Annotated in this window: 19 protein-coding genes and 1 riboswitch; of the genes, 7 read left to right on the top strand and 12 right to left on the bottom strand. The window is 57.3% G+C overall.

What is annotated here, in order from left to right; all coding sequences use genetic code 11:
• Positions 1-137: 137 nt before the first annotated feature.
• From era to KJS55_RS09250, 3 genes are all read right to left on the bottom strand, one after another.
• Positions 138-1,037, bottom strand: coding sequence for a GTPase Era (era, locus tag KJS55_RS09260; RefSeq protein WP_187031585.1), 900 nt, complete (start codon positions 1,035-1,037; stop codon positions 138-140).
• An 88-nt stretch (positions 1,038-1,125) separates the two neighbouring features.
• The gene (gene uvrA / locus KJS55_RS09255; RefSeq protein WP_213543212.1) at positions 1,126-3,951 is read right to left on the bottom strand and encodes an excinuclease ABC subunit UvrA; all 2,826 of its coding nucleotides are present in this window, start codon (positions 3,949-3,951) and stop codon (positions 1,126-1,128) included.
• A 594-nt stretch (positions 3,952-4,545) separates the two neighbouring features.
• On the bottom strand, positions 4,546-4,776 hold the full coding sequence (locus tag KJS55_RS09250) for a helix-turn-helix domain-containing protein (protein ID WP_213543211.1): 231 nt from the start codon (positions 4,774-4,776) through the stop codon (positions 4,546-4,548).
• Positions 4,777-4,828: 52 nt separating this feature from the next.
• Between KJS55_RS09250 and KJS55_RS09245 the strand changes: the two genes are divergently transcribed.
• Entirely contained in the window at positions 4,829-5,086 is a 258-nt protein-coding gene (locus KJS55_RS09245; protein WP_213543210.1) for a hypothetical protein, read from the top strand.
• On the opposite strand, the gene ybaK is transcribed toward KJS55_RS09245, so the two are convergent.
• The 3 genes from ybaK to uvrB form a co-directional block, all read right to left on the bottom strand.
• Positions 5,042-5,542, bottom strand: coding sequence for a Cys-tRNA(Pro) deacylase (gene ybaK / locus KJS55_RS09240; RefSeq protein WP_213543209.1), 501 nt, complete (start codon positions 5,540-5,542; stop codon positions 5,042-5,044). The genes KJS55_RS09245 and ybaK overlap by 45 nt on opposite strands.
• A gap of 15 nt (positions 5,543-5,557) precedes the next feature.
• Positions 5,558-6,301: a TraX family protein gene (locus KJS55_RS09235; RefSeq protein ID WP_213543208.1), complete on the bottom strand. Its 744-nt coding sequence runs from the start codon at positions 6,299-6,301 to the stop codon at positions 5,558-5,560.
• 75 nt (positions 6,302-6,376) lie between these two features.
• Positions 6,377-8,347, bottom strand: coding sequence for an excinuclease ABC subunit UvrB (gene uvrB, locus KJS55_RS09230; RefSeq protein ID WP_213543207.1), 1,971 nt, complete (start codon positions 8,345-8,347; stop codon positions 6,377-6,379).
• 372 nt (positions 8,348-8,719) lie between these two features.
• Here uvrB and KJS55_RS09225 point away from each other — a divergent pair, with 372 nt between their 5' ends.
• On the top strand, positions 8,720-9,379 hold the full coding sequence (locus tag KJS55_RS09225) for a CatB-related O-acetyltransferase (protein ID WP_213543206.1): 660 nt from the start codon (positions 8,720-8,722) through the stop codon (positions 9,377-9,379).
• 51 nt (positions 9,380-9,430) lie between these two features.
• Here KJS55_RS09225 and KJS55_RS09220 read toward each other — a convergent pair whose 3' ends face one another.
• On the bottom strand, positions 9,431-10,114 hold the full coding sequence (locus KJS55_RS09220; protein WP_187031570.1) for a JAB domain-containing protein: 684 nt from the start codon (positions 10,112-10,114) through the stop codon (positions 9,431-9,433).
• A gap of 245 nt (positions 10,115-10,359) precedes the next feature.
• Here KJS55_RS09220 and KJS55_RS09215 point away from each other — a divergent pair, with 245 nt between their 5' ends.
• The 5 genes from KJS55_RS09215 to KJS55_RS09195 all read left to right on the top strand — a co-directional run bounded on the left by KJS55_RS09215 (position 10,360) and on the right by KJS55_RS09195 (position 13,922).
• Positions 10,360-10,851 carry a GNAT family N-acetyltransferase gene (locus KJS55_RS09215; protein ID WP_213543205.1) on the top strand — a complete coding sequence of 164 codons (492 nt, stop codon included), beginning with the start codon at positions 10,360-10,362 and terminating at the stop codon, positions 10,849-10,851.
• Between the two features lie 207 nt (positions 10,852-11,058).
• Positions 11,059-11,223: riboswitch (M-box (ykoK) riboswitch) on the top strand.
• A gap of 80 nt (positions 11,224-11,303) precedes the next feature.
• Positions 11,304-12,686: a magnesium transporter gene (mgtE, locus tag KJS55_RS09210; protein ID WP_187031566.1), complete on the top strand. Its 1,383-nt coding sequence runs from the start codon at positions 11,304-11,306 to the stop codon at positions 12,684-12,686.
• 256 nt (positions 12,687-12,942) lie between these two features.
• Complete coding sequence (locus KJS55_RS09205; protein WP_187031564.1) at positions 12,943-13,134, top strand: DUF1540 domain-containing protein; 192 nt, start codon at positions 12,943-12,945, stop codon at positions 13,132-13,134.
• A gap of 69 nt (positions 13,135-13,203) precedes the next feature.
• On the top strand, positions 13,204-13,557 hold the full coding sequence (locus KJS55_RS09200; protein ID WP_187031562.1) for a TSUP family transporter: 354 nt from the start codon (positions 13,204-13,206) through the stop codon (positions 13,555-13,557).
• On the top strand, positions 13,554-13,922 hold the full coding sequence (locus KJS55_RS09195) for a sulfite exporter TauE/SafE family protein (RefSeq protein ID WP_213543204.1): 369 nt from the start codon (positions 13,554-13,556) through the stop codon (positions 13,920-13,922). Before KJS55_RS09200 ends, KJS55_RS09195 begins: the two co-directional genes overlap by 4 nt.
• Positions 13,923-14,171: 249 nt before the next feature.
• Here the strand turns inward: KJS55_RS09195 and KJS55_RS09190 are convergent, their stop codons facing one another.
• The 5 genes from KJS55_RS09190 to spoIID form a co-directional block, all read right to left on the bottom strand.
• Positions 14,172-15,479 carry a S1C family serine protease gene (locus KJS55_RS09190; protein WP_213543203.1) on the bottom strand — a complete coding sequence of 436 codons (1,308 nt, stop codon included), beginning with the start codon at positions 15,477-15,479 and terminating at the stop codon, positions 14,172-14,174.
• Between the two features lie 6 nt (positions 15,480-15,485).
• Entirely contained in the window at positions 15,486-16,940 is a 1,455-nt protein-coding gene (locus KJS55_RS09185) for a sensor histidine kinase (protein ID WP_187031556.1), read from the bottom strand.
• Complete coding sequence (locus KJS55_RS09180) at positions 16,937-17,644, bottom strand: response regulator transcription factor (protein ID WP_187031554.1); 708 nt, start codon at positions 17,642-17,644, stop codon at positions 16,937-16,939. The genes KJS55_RS09185 and KJS55_RS09180 overlap by 4 nt, the downstream gene beginning before the upstream one ends.
• An 81-nt stretch (positions 17,645-17,725) precedes the next feature.
• Positions 17,726-18,856, bottom strand: coding sequence for a polysaccharide deacetylase family protein (locus KJS55_RS09175; protein WP_213543202.1), 1,131 nt, complete (start codon positions 18,854-18,856; stop codon positions 17,726-17,728).
• A 78-nt stretch (positions 18,857-18,934) separates the two neighbouring features.
• Entirely contained in the window at positions 18,935-19,954 is a 1,020-nt protein-coding gene (spoIID, locus tag KJS55_RS09170) for a stage II sporulation protein D (protein ID WP_213543201.1), read from the bottom strand.
• Between the last annotated feature and the right edge of the window lie 169 nt (positions 19,955-20,123).

The following is a 20,123-nucleotide window of genomic DNA, read 5'->3' as shown; positions in this document are numbered from 1 at the left end:
CTCATACCGTCGGGATCAGGGGCTCTGCTCCTCTTCCTGCATGTTCAAACAAAATGCATCATCCCAAAGCAGGTTCCCAAATTCTTGCAGCCGCGCTTATCGTGGCCGTATCTGTTGCAACATGCTCCCATCCGGCTTTAATCGTCATGATAGCCGAAATTTCTGACATAATTGACATTATCCCGCCAGTTCTCCTTGACCTTCACCCAGGTCTCCAGATATACCTTTGTCCCCATGAATTTCTCCATGTCCTGGCGAGCCAGGGTGCTGACCTTCTTCAGCATCGCCCCCTGCTTGCCGATGATGATCCCCTTGTGGCTGGCCTTCTCACAATAGATCACCGCATCCACATCCACCATGCCGCTCTCCCGCTCGGAGAACTTTGTAATCTCCACGGCAGTGCCGTGGGGAATTTCCTTGTCCAGACACAGCAGCAGCTTCTCCCGAATGATCTCCCCCATCACCTGCCGCTCCGGCTGGTCGCTGGTCTGGCCGTCCGGGAAGAGCTGAGGGCCCTCCTGAGCGTACCTGTGCAGCTCCCCCAGCAGCTCGTCCAGGCCGCTTCCCGTGTGGGCGGAGATGGGGATAATAGCTTCAAAACCGTCCCAGGCTTGGTTGTAGGCAGCGATCACTGGCAGCAGCGCAGACGGCTCCAAGGTGTCGATCTTGTTGATACAGAGGATACAGGGGATTTTCTCCTCCCGGATGCGCTCGATCAGCGCCAGCTCCGGCGCGCCCACGTGGGCAATCGGCTCCACCAGCAGCAGCGCGCAGTCCACGTCCGAGAGGCTGGAGGTCACCACCTTCACCATATACTCCCCCAGGGCGGATTTGGGCTTGTGGAGGCCAGGCGTGTCCAGGAGGATATACTGCGTGTCCTCCCGGTTCACCACGCCATAGATGCGGTTGCGGGTGGTCTGGGCCTTGTTGGAGACAATGGCTACCTTTTCCCCCACCAATGCGTTGGTGAGGCTGGATTTGCCCACATTGGGCCGGCCGCAGACAGTAATCATGGCGACTTGTTTGATATTTGACATCAGGTGATCCTCAACTTTCTTTTGTTAAGCAATACTTTTTTCGCCTATTAGGCGCAGGGATACCGGCTTTGCCGATAGAATCCCGCTATTATGGCAGCATCTTCTTCAAATACTGCCCCGTGTAACTGTCGCTGCAGGCCGCCACCTCCTCCGGCGTGCCGGTGACAACCACCGTGCCGCCGCCGTCGCCGCCCTCCGGGCCTAGGTCAATGAGGTGGTCGGCGCATTTAATGACGTCCAGGTTATGTTCGATGACAACCACAGTGTTCCCATTATCCACCAGCCGCTGGAGCACCTCCAGAAGCTTGCGCACATCGTCGGTGTGAAGACCCGTGGTGGGCTCGTCCAGGATATAGATGGTCTTGCCGGTGGCGATCTTGCTCAGCTCCGTTGCAAGCTTCACCCGCTGGGCCTCGCCGCCGGAGAGCTCCGTGGAGGGCTGACCCAGCTTCACATACCCAAGGCCCACGTCCTGAAGGGTTTGGAGCTTGCCCCGCAGCTTTGGCAGGGCGGAGAAGAACTCCACGCCCTCGTCCACGGTCATGTCCAGCACATCGGCGATGTTTTTGCCCTTGTAGTGAACCTCCAAGGTCTCCCGGTTATAGCGCCTGCCTTTGCACACCTCGCAGGGAACGAAGATGTCCGGCAGAAAGTGCATCTCAATTTTCAGCACGCCGTCGCCGGAGCAGGCCTCGCATCGGCCGCCCCTGACGTTGAAGCTAAACCGGCCCGGGCCGTAGCCTCGACTCTTGGCCTCCTGGGTGGAAGCGAAGAGATCCCGGATATCGTTGAAAAGCCCGGTATAGGTGGCGGGGTTGGAGCGGGGCGTTCGCCCGATGGGACTCTGGTCGATATCCACCACCTTGTCCAGATACTCGATGCCCTCAATCCGGTCGCATTTGCCGGGATGGACCTTCATCCGCATCAGCTCCGCTCCCAGGCGCTTGAAAAGAATCTCATTCACCAGGGAGCTCTTGCCGCTGCCGGAGACTCCTGTAACCACGGTAAACGTCCCCAGAGGGAACTCCACATCCACATGGCGCAGATTGTTTTCCGCCGCGCCCACGACTTTCAATACCTTTCCGTTCCCCTTCCGACGCTCCGCCGGGACGGGGATTTTCTTTTTCCCGGAGAGATACTGTCCCGTAAGGCTCTTGGGGTTGGCCATGACCTCCGCCGGCGTACCGGCAGCCACCACCTCGCCGCCGTGGATGCCGGCGCCGGGGCCGATGTCGATGAGGTAGTCTGCCTCCCGCATGGTGTCCTCGTCGTGCTCCACCACCAGCAGGGTGTTGCCCATGTCCCGCAGGCTCTTCAAGGTCGCAAGCAGCTTGTCGTTGTCCCGCTGGTGGAGTCCGATGGATGGCTCGTCCAGGATATAGAGCACTCCCATCAGGCTGGAACCGATCTGAGTGGCCAGCCGGATGCGCTGGCTCTCGCCGCCGGAGAGGGTCCCGGCGGCCCGGCTGAGGGTCAGGTACCCCAGGCCCACGGACTGCAAAAAGCCCAGCCGGGCATTGATCTCCTTTAAAATGCGGTCTGCGATCAGGTGCTGCTGGTCTGTGAGTTCCAGCCGGCCCACCCAAGTGAGCTCCTCCGTCACGGAGAGGCGAGTCAGAGCGTCGATGTCCTTGTCTCCCACAGTCACCGCCAAGGACTCCTTCTTCAGCCGCTTCCCCCTGCACTCCGGGCAGGGGCAATCCGCCATTACCTCTTCCAGCTCCCGCTTGCTGGCGTCGCTCTGGGTCTCCTTGTAACGCCGCTCCACGTTGTTGCAGATGCCCTCAAAGGGCTGGTACAGCACACCCTTGCCCCGGGGCTGGTCGTAGTGCAGCTCCAGCTTTTCCCCTTTCGTGCCGTAGAGAACGATGTCCCGCACCTCCTCTGTCAAATCCTCCCAGGGAGTGGAGAGGGAGAAGTGATACTTCTTCGCCAGGGCATCGAAATACATGCGGGAAATGCCGTCGGAGCGGATATTCCCCCAGCCGCTGGCCTGAATCGCCCCGTCCAGAATAGAAATGGATTTCTCCGGCACGATCAGGTCCGGGTCCGCCTTGAGCTGACTGCCAAGCCCCGTGCAGGTGGGACAGGCGCCATAGGGGTTATTGAAGGAGAACATCCGCGGCGTCAGCTCCTCAATAGAGATGCCGCAGTCCTCGCAGGCGTAGTTCTGGGAGAACATCAAATCCCGCTCCTCCCGCAGCAGGTTGACGACCACCAGCCCGCCGGAGAGGCCGGAGGCGGTCTCCACACTGTCGGTAAGGCGCTGCTGGATGTCGGGACGGATAATCAGCCGGTCCACCACGATTTCAATGGAGTGTTTCTTGTTCTTCTCCAGTTTGATCTCCTCGTCCAGCTCATAGAGATTTCCATCCGCCCGGACCCGGACATAACCGGAGCGCTTGGCATCCTCGAAAATCTTGGTATGCTCCCCCTTCTTGCCCCGGATGACCGGGGCCATCACCTGGATGCGGGTGCCCTCCGGCAGGGCCATCACTTGGTCAATGATCTGGTCAATGGTCTGCTGGCGGATCTCCTTGCCGCACTTGGGGCAGTGAGGGGTTCCAATTCTAGCCCAGAGCAGACGCAGGTAGTCGTAAATCTCCGTCACCGTCCCCACGGTGGACCGGGGGTTCTTGCTGGTAGTCTTCTGATCAATGGAGATGGCGGGACTGAGACCCTCGATATAGTCCACGTCCGGCTTGTCCATCTGCCCCAGGAACATCCGGGCATAGGAGCTCAGGGACTCCACATACCGCCGCTGGCCCTCGGCATAGATCGTGTCAAAAGCCAGGGAGCTCTTGCCGGAGCCAGAGAGGCCCGTCATCACCACCAGCTTGTCCCGGGGGATTGTAACGTCAATGTTTTTGAGGTTGTTGGCGCGAGCGCCTTTTACGATGATCTTATCCTGCATAGAGAGGGGTCTCCTTTAATTCAAATCCGTGCTGTAAGTTCCCGGTAATCGTGGGAATGCACCCCCCATTTTCTTTTCGTCTTGCCGAAAAGAAAACGGGCCGTGCACGGTCCAAAAGAAAAGACGCTTTGCGCAAACTTGCACGTTCGTGCAAATTTGCTTAATACGGGGGTCTTCTGAATATGTGCCGCCTAGGATCGGGCATCCTCTGCCGGCTCGCGCCGGTTTCTGGCATTTGAATCAGACTTCCCCGCGTGTAGGGTGCGGTGGAAGATTGGTTGGTGCTTGTCGAATCGACTTTCTTCTCTTTCCGCTGGCGCTACCCTGGCGGTGGCTGGAGGCCACCCCAAAAGCACCGGGGTAGCGCCAGCGGAAAGAGAAGAACAAGGCATCCGGAACCTCTAACGAGGTTTCCGCCAAGCCGAACACGCAGGAGCCGGATGATCACAAGGGAGGGGGGCTGCGCGAGCTGGTAGGAGACCTCTCAACCCGTCAGCACCGATTCAGACCTCTCCCGTACTTAAGCGAACTTGCGCGTTGGTGCAAGTTCGCGCCGACATTTTTTCTTTTGGACCGTGCATTAACCAGTCATCATCATGGCAGAGTCCCCCGTTCCTCAGAACGGCCCAGCAGATAATCGGTCGTCACCCCATAGTAATCCGCCAGGGTGCAGAGTGTCAAGGTTGGAATGTTCACAATTCCCCGTCCTATACGCTGATAATGGGGCAATGTGATCTCTAAAAGTTCTGCAAGATCCCGTCGGAACAGCTTCCGTTCCTTCCTTAGCTCCCGAAGCCTCTGCCCTAAAATTTTCAAGGTCTCCATTGCCTAGATCTCCTTGGCATACATCTTTTAATATTGTATTCGAGGTGATTCCATGAATCCTCTCTATGAAAAGCTCCTTACCGGCTACGCCGCCCCACTGCTGAGAGACATAGGCCATTTCTACAATGACGAGGAAATCCTCTCCCAACTGGAACAGCTCTCCCTTAGCGAGGACACCCGCCGCCACCTGGAGGAGTTGATCTTTGACCGCTACCTCCAGTGGTCCACCGACGCCTTCGCCCTGGGACTGCCCCTGGGTCTCGCCTTAGCTCACGATAATATCCGCCGTGGATGCCCCCAGCAGCTCTAACAGCGCCCGGGGCGCCAGCTCCACCTGGGCGCCGATCCTGCCGCCGGAGATGTAGATGGTGTCATAGTCCAGCGCGGTCTCGTGGAACACCGTGGGGTACTGCTTCTTCATCCCTACCGGGGAGCAGCCGCCCCGGATGTAGCCGGTGATGGCGTTGATCTCACTCACGTGCAAAAGCTCGATGGACTTCTCTCCCACCGCCTTGGCCGCCTTTTTCAAATCCAAGCTCTCCGCCACCGGCACCTCGAAGATATAAATTCCTTTGGACGCGCCCCGGGCCGCCAGGGTCTTAAACCCCCGGGCCGGGTCCTGTCCCAGCGCCGCCGCCACGTGGACGCCGTATTCCCGGGTACCCTCCGGCCCCTGGCTCTCATCATAGAAATGGGCGGTGTAGGGAATTTTTTTCTGGTCCAGAATCCGCATCACATTGGTCTTTTCCTGCTTCTGCTTCGCCATTGGAACGCCTCCCTCTTAAAGCACGTACAGCCACAGCACCGCCAGCACCAAGATATGGAGCGGATAGAAGGCGTAGCAGGCGTACTGGACCAGCCGGTTATAAGGTCCCTGTCTGCCGTTATAGAGCCAGATAGGGATCAGCGCCAGCACAGCCAACCCCTGCTGTGGGAGGGTCAGCTCCAAGCCGAATAGGGACACCTCCAGTTGCATACCGCCGAGCAACACGCCATTGAGGAAGATCATGCCGCCTAACTGGACCAGCCAGCCCCAGGGCAGGCTCCGGGTCAGATGAAACAGCATCACCATCAACACGCCTGCGCCAGAATAATCCACCATGGCCAAAGTGCCCAGCAGCCACCCAAGGCCGCAGGCCACCACGATGGAAAGCCCATGCCACACCGGTCCTCTGGCCCTGCCCAGGTCCGCCAGCCGCAGCATCAGCAGGGCTAGACAAAAGGTGAACATCACATTTTGATGGAAGGGAAACAGCAGACCCCCGCCGGTCATCAGATTAAAGGGAAGCTCGGAGATCAGGGCGAAGAGGAACATCCGCCCCAGATACCGCTTAAAATTGTGGGTCCTGGCATAGCCTTCCGCGATCTGGAAGGCAAAGATGGGAAAGGCCAGCCGGCCCAAGTTTGTCATCCACTGGCCCCCGGGCACAACGGTGGCCCACATGTGATCGCAGAGCATCAGCGCCATGGCCAGCAGCTTCAGCGTCAGTCCATTCAGACATTTCAGGTCTTGAATTTTCTTCATAAGGTCTCTCTTTCTGTGGTCTTATGAGAATATTGGCTGGTTTCTTGTTGGGCGGAGGTCCAAAAGACGCCTCAATCACTTTTCCCCCCGTAGCTCGATGATGCGGTCCCGCAAAACCGCCGCATACTCGAATTCCAGCATCTTGCTGGCTTCCTTCATTTCCTTTTCCAGCTTGGCGATCTCTGCCGCCCGCTCCTGGTCCGTGAGCTTGCGCTTCCGGCGGGCGCGGGCGGTCTCCTCCTCTGCGGTCTTGGAAATCTCCAAAATCTCCCGAACGCCCTTGATGATGGTCTTGGGCACGATGCCGTGGGCCTGGTTATAGGCGTCCTGAAGCGTGCGGCGGCGTTCTGTTTCGTCGATGGCCGAGCGCATGGAGGGGGTGATCTCGTCGGCATACATGACGACCAGGCCCTCCGCGTTTCTGGCAGCACGGCCGATGGTCTGAATCAGCGAGGTCTCGGACCGGAGGAAGCCCTCCTTGTCCGCGTCCAGAATGGCCACCAGAGAGACCTCCGGCAGGTCCAGGCCCTCCCGCAGGAGGTTGATGCCCACCAACACATCAAACTCGCCCAGCCGCAGATTTCGGATGATCTCCATCCTCTCAATGGTCTCCACGTCCGAGTGCATGTATCGCACCCGGATGCCGACGTTTTTGAAGTACTCTGTCAAGTCCTCCGCCATCTTCTTGGTGAGGGTTGTCACCAGTACCCGCTCGTTTTTCGCGGCCCGGGCGCGGATTTCATCCATCAGATCGTCAATCTGGCCGGTGACGGGGCGGACCTCCACCCGGGGGTCCAGCAGACCCGTGGGGCGAATCACCTGCTCCACCACCTGGTCCGCCCGCTCCCGCTCATAGGGCCCGGGCGTTGCGGAGACAAACACCGCCTGGCCGATCCGCTCCTCGAACTCCTCGAATTTCAAAGGACGGTTATCATAGGCGCAGGGCAGGCGGAAGCCATACTTCACCAAGGAGTCCTTCCGGGCATGGTCGCCGTTGTACATAGCCCGCACCTGAGGCAGCGTCACGTGGCTCTCGTCCACGAAGAGCACGAAGTCATCCGGAAAGAAGTCCAGCAGCGTCATGGGCGCGGACCCGGCGGGCCGGTCGGAGATGATGCGGGAGTAGTTCTCAATGCCGGAGCAGTAGCCCAGCTCCGCCATCATCTCCATGTCGTACTCCGTCCGCTGGCGGATGCGCTGGGCTTCCACCAGCTGGTTATTATCTGTAAAGAATTGGACCTGTTCCTCCAGCTCCCTGCGGATCTCCCCGATGGCCTTGTCCATTTTATCCTTGGTGGTGACATAGTGGCTGGCAGGGTAGATGGCGATGTGGTTCAGCACCCGGTTTACAGCGCCGGTGACGGGGTTAAAGTCGCTGATGCGGTCGATCTCGTCGCCAAAGAACTCCACTCGGATGGCGTGGTCCCGGTAGTAGGCGGGGTAGAGCTCCACCGTATCCCCTCGGACCCGAAACATATTACGCTCAAAGGCGATGTCGTTGCGCTCGTAGCGGATCTCCACCAGCCGCCGCAGCAGCTCGTCCCGGTCCCACTCCGCGCCCACCCGCAGGGATACTACGAGCTTCGCAAAATCGTCCGGCTCGCCCAGGCCATAGATACAGGAGACGGAGGAGACCACGATCACATCCCGCCGCTCCAACAGCGCGCAGGTGGCTGAGAGACGCAGACGGTCAATTTCGTCGTTGGTGGAGGCGTCCTTGGCGATATAGGTATCTGTGTGGGGGATATATGCCTCCGGCTGGTAGTAGTCGTAGTAGGAGACGAAATACTCCACCGCATTGTTGGGGAAGAACTCCTTAAACTCGGCGCACAGCTGCGCGGCCAGAGTCTTGTTGTGGGCCAGCACCAGGGTTGGCCGCTGGATTTTCTCAATCACCTTCGCCATTGTGAAGGTCTTGCCGGACCCGGTGACGCCCAGCAGAATCTGCTCCTTGAGTCCGTTCTCAATGCCCTCCGCCAGGGCCGCGATGGCCTCCGGCTGGTCTCCGGAGGGCTGGTAATCGGAAACGACTTCAAATTTCGGCATAGTCCAACTCCACTCATGGTTTAAACTTCAGGCGTTGCCCTGCGGGCAAGCACGCACTCAATTCTCCTGCTTAGCATAACACAGCGGGGGGCAAATTGCAAACATTTGTTCTATATTCGGCAAGTGTTCTTGCAAGGCGCGGTCCTCTATGGTAGAATGGCCCCAGCACAGCAATTTTACACCGATTGAGTCATGCACTGCAACAGCGCATGGCGGGAAGCGGCACGTTGGATTTCATGGATGCCGGTGTAAGATAAACCAATCATACTGAGAGGCTGATTGAGATGAAAAATATACGGAAAAAGCGGGCCGTCGCCACGGTATCTGCCAACAACCAGGAGGTGATATCTCAATAATAAACAGGAGGATTTCATGAACAACATTCCAAGCCCGGACGTCTTATTTCCCAACGCCTATCACACGTCCTGCTTTTTGAAAAATGCTATCTCTGCCCCGAATATTTTCGTGGGCGATTACACGTATTACGATGATCCTGTAGACCCCACCGCCTTTGAGCGGAACAACGTCCTCTTCAACTGGCCGGAGTTCGGGGACCGGCTGATCATCGGCAAGTTCTGCGCCCTGGCCAGCGGCGTGCAGTTCATCATGGGCAGTGCCAACCACCGCCTTGACAGCATCAGCACTTACCCTTTCAACGTTTTTGGGGGTGCGTGGGAGGCCAACACCCCGCCCCACCTCTCCCAGCTCCCCTTCAAAGGGGACACCGTAGTTGGAAACGACGTGTGGATTGGGCGGGAGAGCGTGGTCATGCCCGGCGTCCACATCGGCGATGGCGCGATTGTGGCCGCTTACTCCGTTGTGACCCGAGATGTGCCCGCCTATACGCTGGCAGGCGGCAACCCAGCTCGGGAGATCCGCAAACGCTTTGACCCGGAGCTGACAGAGCTGTTGCTGGAGCTGCGGTGGTGGGATTTCGAACCGGAGTCTCTCGCCGCCTTCTTGCCGGTGCTGTGCAGCAGCGACCTAGAGGCTGTTCGTGCGGCCATTCGGCAGAGGTTAGGCAAGGCGTAGGCACATCTCTCAGGCGGCCCCGTCCGCGGGGCCGCTTTTACGCGCTTCACTCTACGGCCGCGAGAGATACCCGCTCTCTGAAAATGAGACGAAATCCCGATCCGCGACAATGATGTGGTCTGAGAGGGCGATCTGCACCGTCTCCAGGGCCGCCTGGGCCTGCTCCGTGGCTGCGAAATCCTCTGGTGAGGGGGCTGCCACGCCGCTGGGGTGATTGTGGGCCAAGATCACCGAACTGGCATTGTTGAGGATGGCATTCTCCACCAGCTTGCGCACGTCCAGCGGCGCAGAACTGATGCCGCCCTCTCCCAGCCGCTTGCATACCAGGAGTTTCCCCTTTCGGTCCAGGCACAGCTCATAAATCACCTCATGGGTTTCCCCAGCAAAGTGCTCCATCAGATAGGCCCCCGCCCGGGCGGCGGTGTTGAGGACCAGCTCCTGACGGTGGGCATCTGCCAGACGAGCCTTGTGGCACAGCCGGGGCACCATCTTCAGGAGGATCGCGGCGTTCTCTCCGATGCCCTTGACCTTTTGCAGGTCCTCAATCGGCGCCGCCATCACACCGGAGAGAGAGCCGTAGCGTTCCATCAGGGCGTGGGCGATGGGGTTGGTGTCCTGCCGCGGAATCGCGTAATACAGCAACAGTTCCAGGGCCTCGTGATCTGCAAAGCCATCCAGCCCGCTTGTCAAAAAGCGGGCGCGCATCTTCTCTCTATGTCCGTCGTGGATGCCCATAGGCCCCTCCTTCCGCCCTGCCTGCCCCATGCAGGTTAACAAGGTATTATATCATGTTTTTGTGGATCGCACAAGCATCTCTCCCATTCGCACAGGGGGAATCCCCCCCGTGTCCCAGCAAATACAGCGGAGGGAATCTCTCTTGAGCAGAGACAGAGAGCCGGTTCCACAAGGCATCCCACAGCATTTCACATGCTAAAATTTCAATATCCCGTTCACGGAAAATTCAGGAGGATCAAAATCACATGAAAAGCACTTCACAACTCCATTTTGAAGAGGTCACTCCCAGCAACCGAACAGAGATTGAAAAGCTGGAGATTTTTTCCGAGCAGTCCGGTTTTATTGAGAGCGTCAGCGCGTGTTTGCAGGAAGCAGATGCGTTGGACCTGTGGCGTCCTGTTGGCATTTATGATGGCAGTACACTGATCGGCTTTGCAATGTATGGGTTTTTCCCAGAGCTTGGAGAGCTCTGGTTAGACAGGCTCCTCATTGACAAAAGGTATCAGCACAAAGGGTATGGGGGACAGGCTGTGCTTGCCCTGCTTGATAGACTCAGTACAGAATATGGGAAGGATACGATATATCTGAGTGTGTACGGGGACAATACAGGAGCCATCCAGCTCTATCAGCGGATTGGTTTTTGTTTTAACGGAAGGTACGACACCAAGGGGGAGCGCATCATGGAGTATCATGTCAAAAAAGAAGCAGCCCCCCAGGCCAGCCGGACCAATCTGTAGCTTAGATGCCGTGCATTCCAGGCTCCTCCGATGGTGACTTTGCCCATCGGTGTTCCAGGTCAGAATCGTACACAGCCTGTTTTTGAAATATCATGCCTGCTGGATGAAAGCTTTGTAAAATTCTGCCGTTCATTTGCCTTCACCGGTTGACAGGCCCTCTTTTTTAGCATAATATAAACAAAGACAGCATAGGAAATCAGTTCATAAAATCACGTCCGGTAGGTAAGGCTACCACAGGGATATGGATCGCTGCCGCGAAATGATGGAGACATCATCAGATGGTTTGAACAGGCGATATCGAACACGAAGGTATCATCTAATGCGATTTCACCGCCTTGTGAGGCTAAAGCTTGAACGGTTGCGCACGTCTTCTGGCTACAGAGGACTCTCCCAGTCGTATCGGATGAGGCGGCTGGGATTATTTTATGGAGAAAGAGAGGAGGTCACGCGGGATGTTTGAACTGGAAAACGAGCGGACAGAGCTGCTGAAAAAAATTGAGGATGATCTGGAACGAAAACAGTATGCCCATCTGCGGGACCTTCTGCTCCCCCTGGAGGCAGCAGATATTGCCGCTTTGTGCGAGGAAATGGACGATAAGGTTCCCTTGATGTTCCGTCTGCTCCCCAAGGAGCTGGCAGCAGAGGTGTTTGTAGAGCTGGATTCCGACGAGCAGGAGATTTTGATCCGCAGCTTCTCCAACACCGAGCTCAAGGAGGTGCTGGATGAGCTGTATCTGGACGACACCGTGGATATTGTGGAGGAGATGCCCGCCATTGTAGTCAAGCGCATTCTGCAGCACTCCGACCCTGACACCCGTAAGAGCATCAACGAGATTTTGAAGTATCCGGATGACTCCGCCGGCAGCATTATGACCACGGAGTTCGTGGATTTAAAGGAGACTATGACGGTGGAGGACGCCCTGAAGCGCATCCGCCGCACTGGCCCTGACAAGGAGACCATCAACATCTGCTATGTCATTGACGACGGGCGCCACCTGCTGGGCCTGTTGTCCATTCGGACGCTGCTGCTGAGCGAGGAAGACGACGTCATCCATGACATCATGCAGACCAACATCATCTCCGTCCAGACTCTGGATGATCAGGAAGCTGTGGCTCGATCTCTGAGCAAATACGGCTTTCTGGCCCTGCCAGTGGTGGATCAGGAAAACCGGCTGGTTGGTATCATCACTGTGGACGATGCCATGGATGTTTTGCAGGAGGAGGTCACTGAGGACATTGAGAAGATGGCGGCCATGCTGCCCTCTGACAAGCCCTACCTGAAAACAGGAATCTTTGAAACCTTTAAGGCCCGGATTCCATGGCTGCTTCTGCTGATGATCTCGGCCACCTTCACCGGTCAGATCATCTCCACCTTTGAGAATGCTCTGGCGGCAGCCACCATTCTCACCGCCTATATCCCCATGCTGATGGACACCGGCGGCAACTGCGGTTCTCAGGCCAGTGTTTCCGTGATCCGCGGCATCTCCTTGAATGAGATCGAGTTTTCCGATCTGCTGCAGGTGATCTGGAAGGAAATTCGCGTTGCCGTGATCTGCGGCGTGGCTCTCTCAGCAGCGAATTTTGTCAAGCTGATGCTGGTGGACCGGCTGCTGTTCCACAACCAGCTTGTCACCATTCCGGTGGCAGCAGTGATCTGCTCCACCATGGTCTGCACGGTTCTTTGCGCCAAGCTGGTGGGGTGTACACTGCCTCTGCTGGCTAAGAAAATTGGCTTTGACCCGGCAGTGATGGCCTCGCCTTTTATCACCACCATTGTGGATGCCATTTCTCTGCTGATCTACTTTCAGTTTGCATCGGCAATCCTTGGGCTTTAAAGCAAAAAACGGGGAGCTTCGCTGCTTCCCGTTTTCCTTTTGCCGCGGTGTCAGGCCTGCGCCATGATTTTCCACAGATCTCCTTAAAAGGGATGGTTCCTATATCCCCAGCTCCATGTTTGATCGCGTGCCAGCCCAGCATAAGCTGGCATTTTTTACTGCCATGCAACGCAAAAAAGCGGCACATAGTTTCTTCTCCTCCGCACACAATAGCATTGGCGAAACGCCAATATCTTTCACGCAGGAGGATTTTATCATGTCTAATGCATGCACCAATAGCGGCTGTGACTGCACCCCGAACCAGAGCATCAAGTGCACTGTGAACAACTGCGCCCACCACTGCCAGAATCAGGACTACTGTGGTCTGACCAGCATCACTGTCGGCACTCACGAGGCCAACCCCACCATGGTGGAGTGCACCGACTGCCAGAGCTTTAAGCTGAAATAACCAGCTGGGAGTCCTGAGGAAAACGCCTCCCCAGGACTCCTTTCCATATTCTTCAAAGGAGGCGGAGCGATGAACATGAACTGGCCGGCACAGATCGCGGGGGGTGCGGCGGGCCTTGCCAATGGTCTTTTTGGCGGAGGCGGCGGTATGGTCTTTCTCCCGATTCTCTCCCGCTTTGGCCGTTTGGAGCAGCGGAAGCTGTACGCCACCTGTGTGGGTGTGATTTTCCCGGTGTGTCTGGTATCCGCCGCCGTATATATCTTTCGGGGCGGCGTGTCCCTATTGACGGCGCTTCCGTATCTTGCCGGCGGGCTGATCGGCGGCTTTCTAGGCGGTAAACTATATGGCAAAGTCTCCACCAAGTTTCTCAAGTGGCTATTTGCCGCTTTTCTCTTTTACGCGGGGGTGAAGTATCTGCTGTGACGGATTGGCTGTTACCCTTTCTCTGCGGCCTGGGTGCCAGCATCATCTCCGCCTGGGGCGTAGGCGGCGGAACGCTGCTGCTGCTGGTGATGACACTGTTTTTGAACGTGGATCAGCGGACCGCGCAGGGCATCAACCTGCTGTTTTTCCTGCCCACCGCCATCAGCGCTCTCATCTGCCATGCCAAGAGCGGATACCTGGACAAGCCCACCTTGAAATCCGCTGTTCCCATTGCCGTGGTCGCAGCTCTTCTTGGTGCCTGGATCGCAACGAATCTTGATGTTGAGATTCTGCGCAAGCCCTTTGGCGTGTATCTGCTGCTCTCCGGCATCTCCCTCATCTGGCCGCAAAAAAAGCAGGAGTGAGGATCACTTCTGCTTTTTCTGTGCTTGCCGCGGTCTCCATAGCACGAGAGGGAATGTAGGTCCCCTCGGTTCTCTCCACCCATGATCGTGCGGGAACACTCCCCCATCGCGCCGGCTCCGCGAGACGATTCAGCACCGGCCACCGTTTTCAGCTCTCCGCGCGGGAAACCTGCACTGGCGTCCGCGCACGGTAAAAGCGCCCATGGGGTTTCCCCATGGGCGCTTTTCTATCGAATCCCAGACACACTCCTACAGCCGCAAAACCACTTCAATCCGCTGCCCGTCCCGCCACAAAACCACGGGCAACTCGTCTCCCACATAGCAGTGGCGGCGTACTCGCAGCAGATCCCGGCTGCTTCGCAGCGGCTCTCCATTGGCGGAGAGAAGATAGTCCCCCTCCTGGATGCCGGCCTCCGCAGCGGCAGAGCCTGCAGTTACCTCAATCACCTCCAGGCCCCATGTCCCCTCAGAGATCTCTACCCCCGCCTGCAGCACTGTCACACCCAGCTGAGGCTCCGGCTGGGACTCGCCCCAGGTAAGAAGGTCGTTGACGATCCGCTCCAGTGAGGCGGAGGGAATGGCAAAGCCCAGCCCCTCCACATTGGAGTACTCAGAAGTCATTTTAATCACATTGATCCCCACAACCTGTCCATAGGCATTGATCAGCGGACCGCCTGAATTTCCGGAGTTCAGTGCGGCGTTGGTCTGAATCAGGGTCATAACCCGTCCGTCCACCATCACATCCCGGTCGATGGCAGAAACAATGCCGTCCGTCAGGGTTCCCCGCAGCTCCACACCCAATGGGTTTCCAATGGCGTAAACCTGATCCCCTACGGTCAGAAGATCAGAGTCACCAAACTCCGCCGTGGGCAGCTCCGTCTCGTCCACCTTCAAGATTGCCAAATCGTGGTCCTCATCTCCGGCTACATACCAAGCCGAGCATTGATAGCCGGTGTCCAGTACCACCCAGCATCGGGAGCCACCCTCCAAGACGTGGTAGTTGGTCAGGATATATCCGTCTGAGGAGAAGATGACGCCTGTTCCAACGGACGTCCCATCCTCCAGCTGTGCCAGAACCATCACCACCGCCGGGTTCACCTGCTGATAGATCTCCTGTGCCGTGACCGTTTCCCCATGCTCCGCAGCTACCGTCAAAGAGCTGTTCCCTTCGCCGGCCCAAAGCGGGATGGTAATCTCTCCGGAGTTCTCCCTCACAGGGAGCTCGTCGTAATACTGCTCAAAGGAGTCTCCCAGGATCGGCCCCAGCCGCCGCTCCAGCAGCAGTGAGACGGCTGCCAGCACCACAATGCCGACAAAGCAGGCCAGAAAAATCCACAGCCCTCTCCTGCGTCGGCGCCGCAGCTGTGGGGCGTCTGGCTTGCGATTCGGCCCCTGCCCGCATACGGGCAGAACCGCTCTGGCCAGTTCGGCATCCAGAGGCATGGGCCGCCGGTATGTGAAAACCTGCTCCCCCGGCAGTCTTTGCACGCGGGGACGCCGGTAGGTCTCCACCACTTCATTGGGAAGCCGGCCCTCCCTCTGCTCTCGTTCCTCCATGCAACCTCACTCCATGGCCAGAGAGAAGGTGAATGTCGTCACTCCGTCTTCACTGGTCACATTGATTTTTTCTTTATGCTGCTCCAAGATCGTCTTGACGATGTAGAGCCCCAGGCCCACGCCGTCCTTGTCCTCACTGCGGGACTTGTCGCTCTTATGAAACCGCTCAAACAGCAGCGGCAGCTCATCCGCCGGAATCGTGTCTCCCAGATTCCGAACCGTCACCCGGGCCTTCCCGTCGATGGCTGTAATGCCAAGATACAGCGCGGTGCCCTCCCGCGCAAACTTTGTGGCGTTTTCTAACAGATTGTAGATCACCTGGGTAATCATATCATTGTCGCCCAGAACCAGAATCGGCTCCTCCGGGATGTCGGCATCCACGTCCAGATGCCGGTCATTGATCTTCTGCTCCATGGAGATCAATACCCGGCGCATACTCTCGCAGATATCAAAATGGTTGCCGCCGCGCAGCGGGTCAATGGCCTGCAGCTGGCTTACATCCAGCATCCGGCGGACCATGCGGGAAAGGCGCCGGCTTTCGTTGGAGATAATCTGCAGATACCTGCGCTCATTTTCCGGCGGGATCGTGCCGTCCAGAATGCCGTCTGTATAACCGGCAATGGTTGTCATGGGGGTTTTCAGCTCATGGGAGATGTTGGCGATGAACTCCCGCCGCTGCCGCTCCGTCTGCTGTAAGCTCTCAGCCATATTATTAAAGGAGGCCGCCAGCTCCCCAACCTCATCGTTGCGGCCATAGTCCCGCATGCGCACGTCAAAGTCCCCCTCGGCATACAGCCGGGTGGCCTGAGCCATTTCCCGGATCGGCTTCACCTGGCGCATAGCCGCGATGGAGGCGGACATGAATGCAATCATCAACGAAACAAAGGAGGTCATAAAAAACAATCCCACAAACCCACGCCACATGGTATCAAGAGACGTCATAGTAGCCACGGCAAACACCTCGCCCACCACTGCCAGCGTCTCAGAATTCACGGCAGGCACGCCCACCACAAAGCGCTTGCTCTGATACAGACCGTCCAGATCGTCCCGCCGGGAGGAGGACCCCTCCTCCATGATGCTGCGCGTCATATCCGCCGGCATAGTCAGTACCCTGCCGTCCAAGGTCTCATCCGTGGACAGCAGCACATGGCCCTCTTCATCGCAGATCATAAAATCCACGTCGGACACCATTGCTGCGAAGGACGCCAGCTGCTGAAAGCCCGGATCGCTGCGCAGCTCCTCCATGGTGAGATACCGCCCAGTCTCCAGATAGCTGACTGAAAGCTGGCTCATAACCTTGGCCTGAGCAATGATCTCATCGCTCCTCTGGTTTCTCGCATAGTTATAGCTCAGGGCAAAAAAGGATGCGCCCAATAACAACAGTGTCAGCATCACGGTGCCGGCTGTCACATACAGCTGCCGCCAATATAAGCCCTGAAACTGCCTTTTGAGCCTCTTCATCCTTCCGCCTTTTCCGTCCGGGGATTGGCTGTTTCAAACTTATAGCCCACACCCCAGACTGTTTTCAGCGCCCACTGGTCAGATACATTTTCAATCTTCTCCCGCAGGCGCTTGATATGGACATCCACTGTGCGGCTATCTCCGAAATAATCGAAGCCCCACACCTCGTCCAACAGCTGGTTGCGGGTGTAGACCCGGTTGGGTGTGGCCGCCAGATGGTAGAGAAGCTCCAGTTCCTTGGGCGGCGTGTCCACCTTTTTTCCGTCCACAATCAGCTCGTAGGAGTCCAGGTCAATCGAGAGCTTATCAAAGGTCAGCCGCTTACTGGTGTCGTTGGGAATCTCCGTTCGCCGCAGTACGGCATTGATCCGGGCAATCAGCTCCTTCATTTCAAAGGGCTTTACAATATAGTCGTCAGCTCCCATCTCCAGGCCCTGAATACGGTCAAAAACCTCACTCTTGGCAGTCAACATGATGATCGGCACCTTGCTGGTCTCCCGGATTTTCGCTGTGACCGTCCAGCCATCCACGACCGGCAGCATAATGTCCAGCAAAATCAAATCCGGAACTTCCTTTTGGAACTCTTCAATCGCTTTCCCGCCATCGCCGGCGATGCGGACGTCGAATCCCTCCTTCACCAGATACATTTGAATCAGATCAGAGATATTGCGATCATCCTCTACCACCAGAATATTACGGCCCATGGCGTTCCCTCCCAGTATTGTATGTTTATGGTTGTATTATACCTGCTCAGCCCTTGCGGGTGTTGAATTTTCTGTAAATACTCAGGCTGTCTCCGTCCATGCAAGGCACTGCCCGTCCGCATCCTCTGCCGCAGCTAAAAACGCCCGCAGGCCAGCGGCGCTGGTATGGTCTCCCAGCCAGAGCGTCACATCTCCGCGGTGCGAGGACAGGCGCTGCAGCAGCGCGGGGGCATTCGTACTGCTCAGCCCCTGGCCGCTCTGGTTGAAGTCCGCCTCTAAGCAGCGATAGCCAGCTGCCCGAGCTGTCGCCCGGTCTTGGTCGTCTCCATTTTGAACGCAGGCCAATCGGGTTTTGCCACAAGTGGCCAGAAGCAACGCCTGGTTTCCAGCTTCCAGCTGCTCCGCCACGGTTTGCTCCCGATCCGCAGCGTCCGCCAGAATCCCGATGGCCTGCCCGGTGGCGGCCATTCTGCGCAGCAGGTCCCCCTGCTCCGCCATGAATTCCGGCGGGCAGAAAAATGCCGCCTGGGCCCGATAGAGTTCCAGCGCATCCAGAAGCGCCTCCGTGTTCTCTCCTCCCGCCAGGCACAAATAAAAGCGCTTTCCCTCCACTTCCACACCCGTGGGAACCTCCGGTGTAAGATCTGTGGTTTCGTCCTCCTGCTCCTTGAGATAGTCCATGTATCGGCTGGCAATGGTAAAGGAGGCCGCATTGACAAACATCTGCTCTGTCAGCACAGAGCCAGACTGCCGTATCCAGGCCAGATCTCCCCGAACCTGACTGCCGGCTGCCGAAATCTTCACATCTGTCACCGAGTACTGCAGGCCGAAAAACTGCGCCACTACAGAGGCGGGCACATACATCTCGCCGTTTCTCTGAACTCCGCCGGGATAATAGGTGTTGCCATCCGTATCGTGGGCATACCCTTTCTCCTTTTCGAACCACAAAGACCGCCCGCTGCTATAGAGAATCACCTGACCACTGTTGGAGATCCGGCCAATGTTCAAGGCCTCTCGGCCAACTCCTGTGAAAATAGAGCTGGCAATATACAAATAGCCGTTGTGCCAAAAGGGCATGGTACTGTCAGAAAGAGGCAGAATGCTCTCGCCAGCTGCTACAAAGCAGATATAGCCTGCTTCCGCCCGCACCGGCGCCGCCAGCTGAAAAACCAGCAGCAAACAGCACAGTCCCGCCGCCATTCGCTTGAACACAACGGCACCTCCCTCCCGTGCAGAATCGTAAGATTGGAAGATTATATTTTATCACAGCTTCTGGCAATTTGTAAAGCGTCACCCCGGCAGATACGGCTCCACCGTCACGCCTGTATAATAATGGGTGACAATTTCCAGATAGTCAGCGCCATCTGCCGCCATTTGGTTGGCGCCATATTGGCTGAGTCCCACGCCGTGGCCAAAGCCCGTCACAAAAAATACCAGCTTTCCGTCCTGAACCTCCCATTCAAAGCAAGCTGATCGGAGTCCCAGTACACTGCGCAGGCTGCTGCCCTTGACACGCACTCCGCCCACGCTTACCGTGCGTACGCTGCCGGCGCTGTCTACCACAGCATCCTTCAGCCAACCGCTGATGTCTCCGGAAAGGTCTGCCTCCGGATAGGCCGCCGTGAAGGCCTTGCGGAATTTCTCCGCCGTAAACTCCACACGGCTATAGTAGTTGGGAATGGTCTCTCCCGGTTCCGGAGACTCCACCGCCTGCAGATAGGGAAGGTCGTTCTGCCACACCTCTCCCGCCGGTCTTGTCACTCCCGCTGACGAGGAGTGGAATACCGCCAGGATGGGAACGCCGCCGTACAAGATAGCCTGTCCATCGGTTGCAGTTACTGCCTGTTCAATTTTCTGCTCATACTCGTCAGCCTGCTCTCCCCAGTTGTTTCTGGCCTTTTCCTCAGAAATATAGGCCTGACAACAGGTAGAATCCGTGCAGATATCGGCGGTGTCACCGTGGTTTCCCCCGGTCTGAATTTTATAGAGGGTATAGGTTCGAGCCGCCACTGCCTGAGCCTTGAGCGCCTCCAGCTCAAATGAGGCCGGCATCTCCGCCCGGACCACCCCGACCAGATAGGTGCCAAGATCCATCTCCTCCACCTGATCTCCCTGGAGTACCTTCAGCACCGTCTTCCCATCCATGTCGCCGCTGACAAAGGGTTCTCCCTCCGTCTCATGTACGGCGTCCTCCTCTCCAAACAGCTCTGTCTGGAAAGGCGCGATCACCACCAGGGGCAGTAAAAACAACGCGCTCAGCAGCGCCACAGATATGGCGACGCTCTGCCGGATGGAATGTTCTCGTCTCATAAGACTCCTCCTCTTTTGTTCCGCTCTCTTATGATATGCGCCCCTTTCCCAGAACATGAGGCCGGCATGGACAACTTTCTGATTTTGTGGTACAATAGCCGCAAAGCGGCCATTGTACATGGACCTTACAGATGTACCATCAGGCGCTTCGCACCTGTGGGACAATGGC

Source organism: Pusillibacter faecalis (genome assembly GCF_018408705.1).
In the GTDB taxonomy this organism is placed as follows: Bacteria; Bacillota; Clostridia; order Oscillospirales; family Oscillospiraceae; genus Oscillibacter; species Oscillibacter faecalis.
The sequence above is the reverse complement of the archived record's forward strand: the minus strand, read 5'-3'. Positions and strand labels throughout refer to the sequence as shown.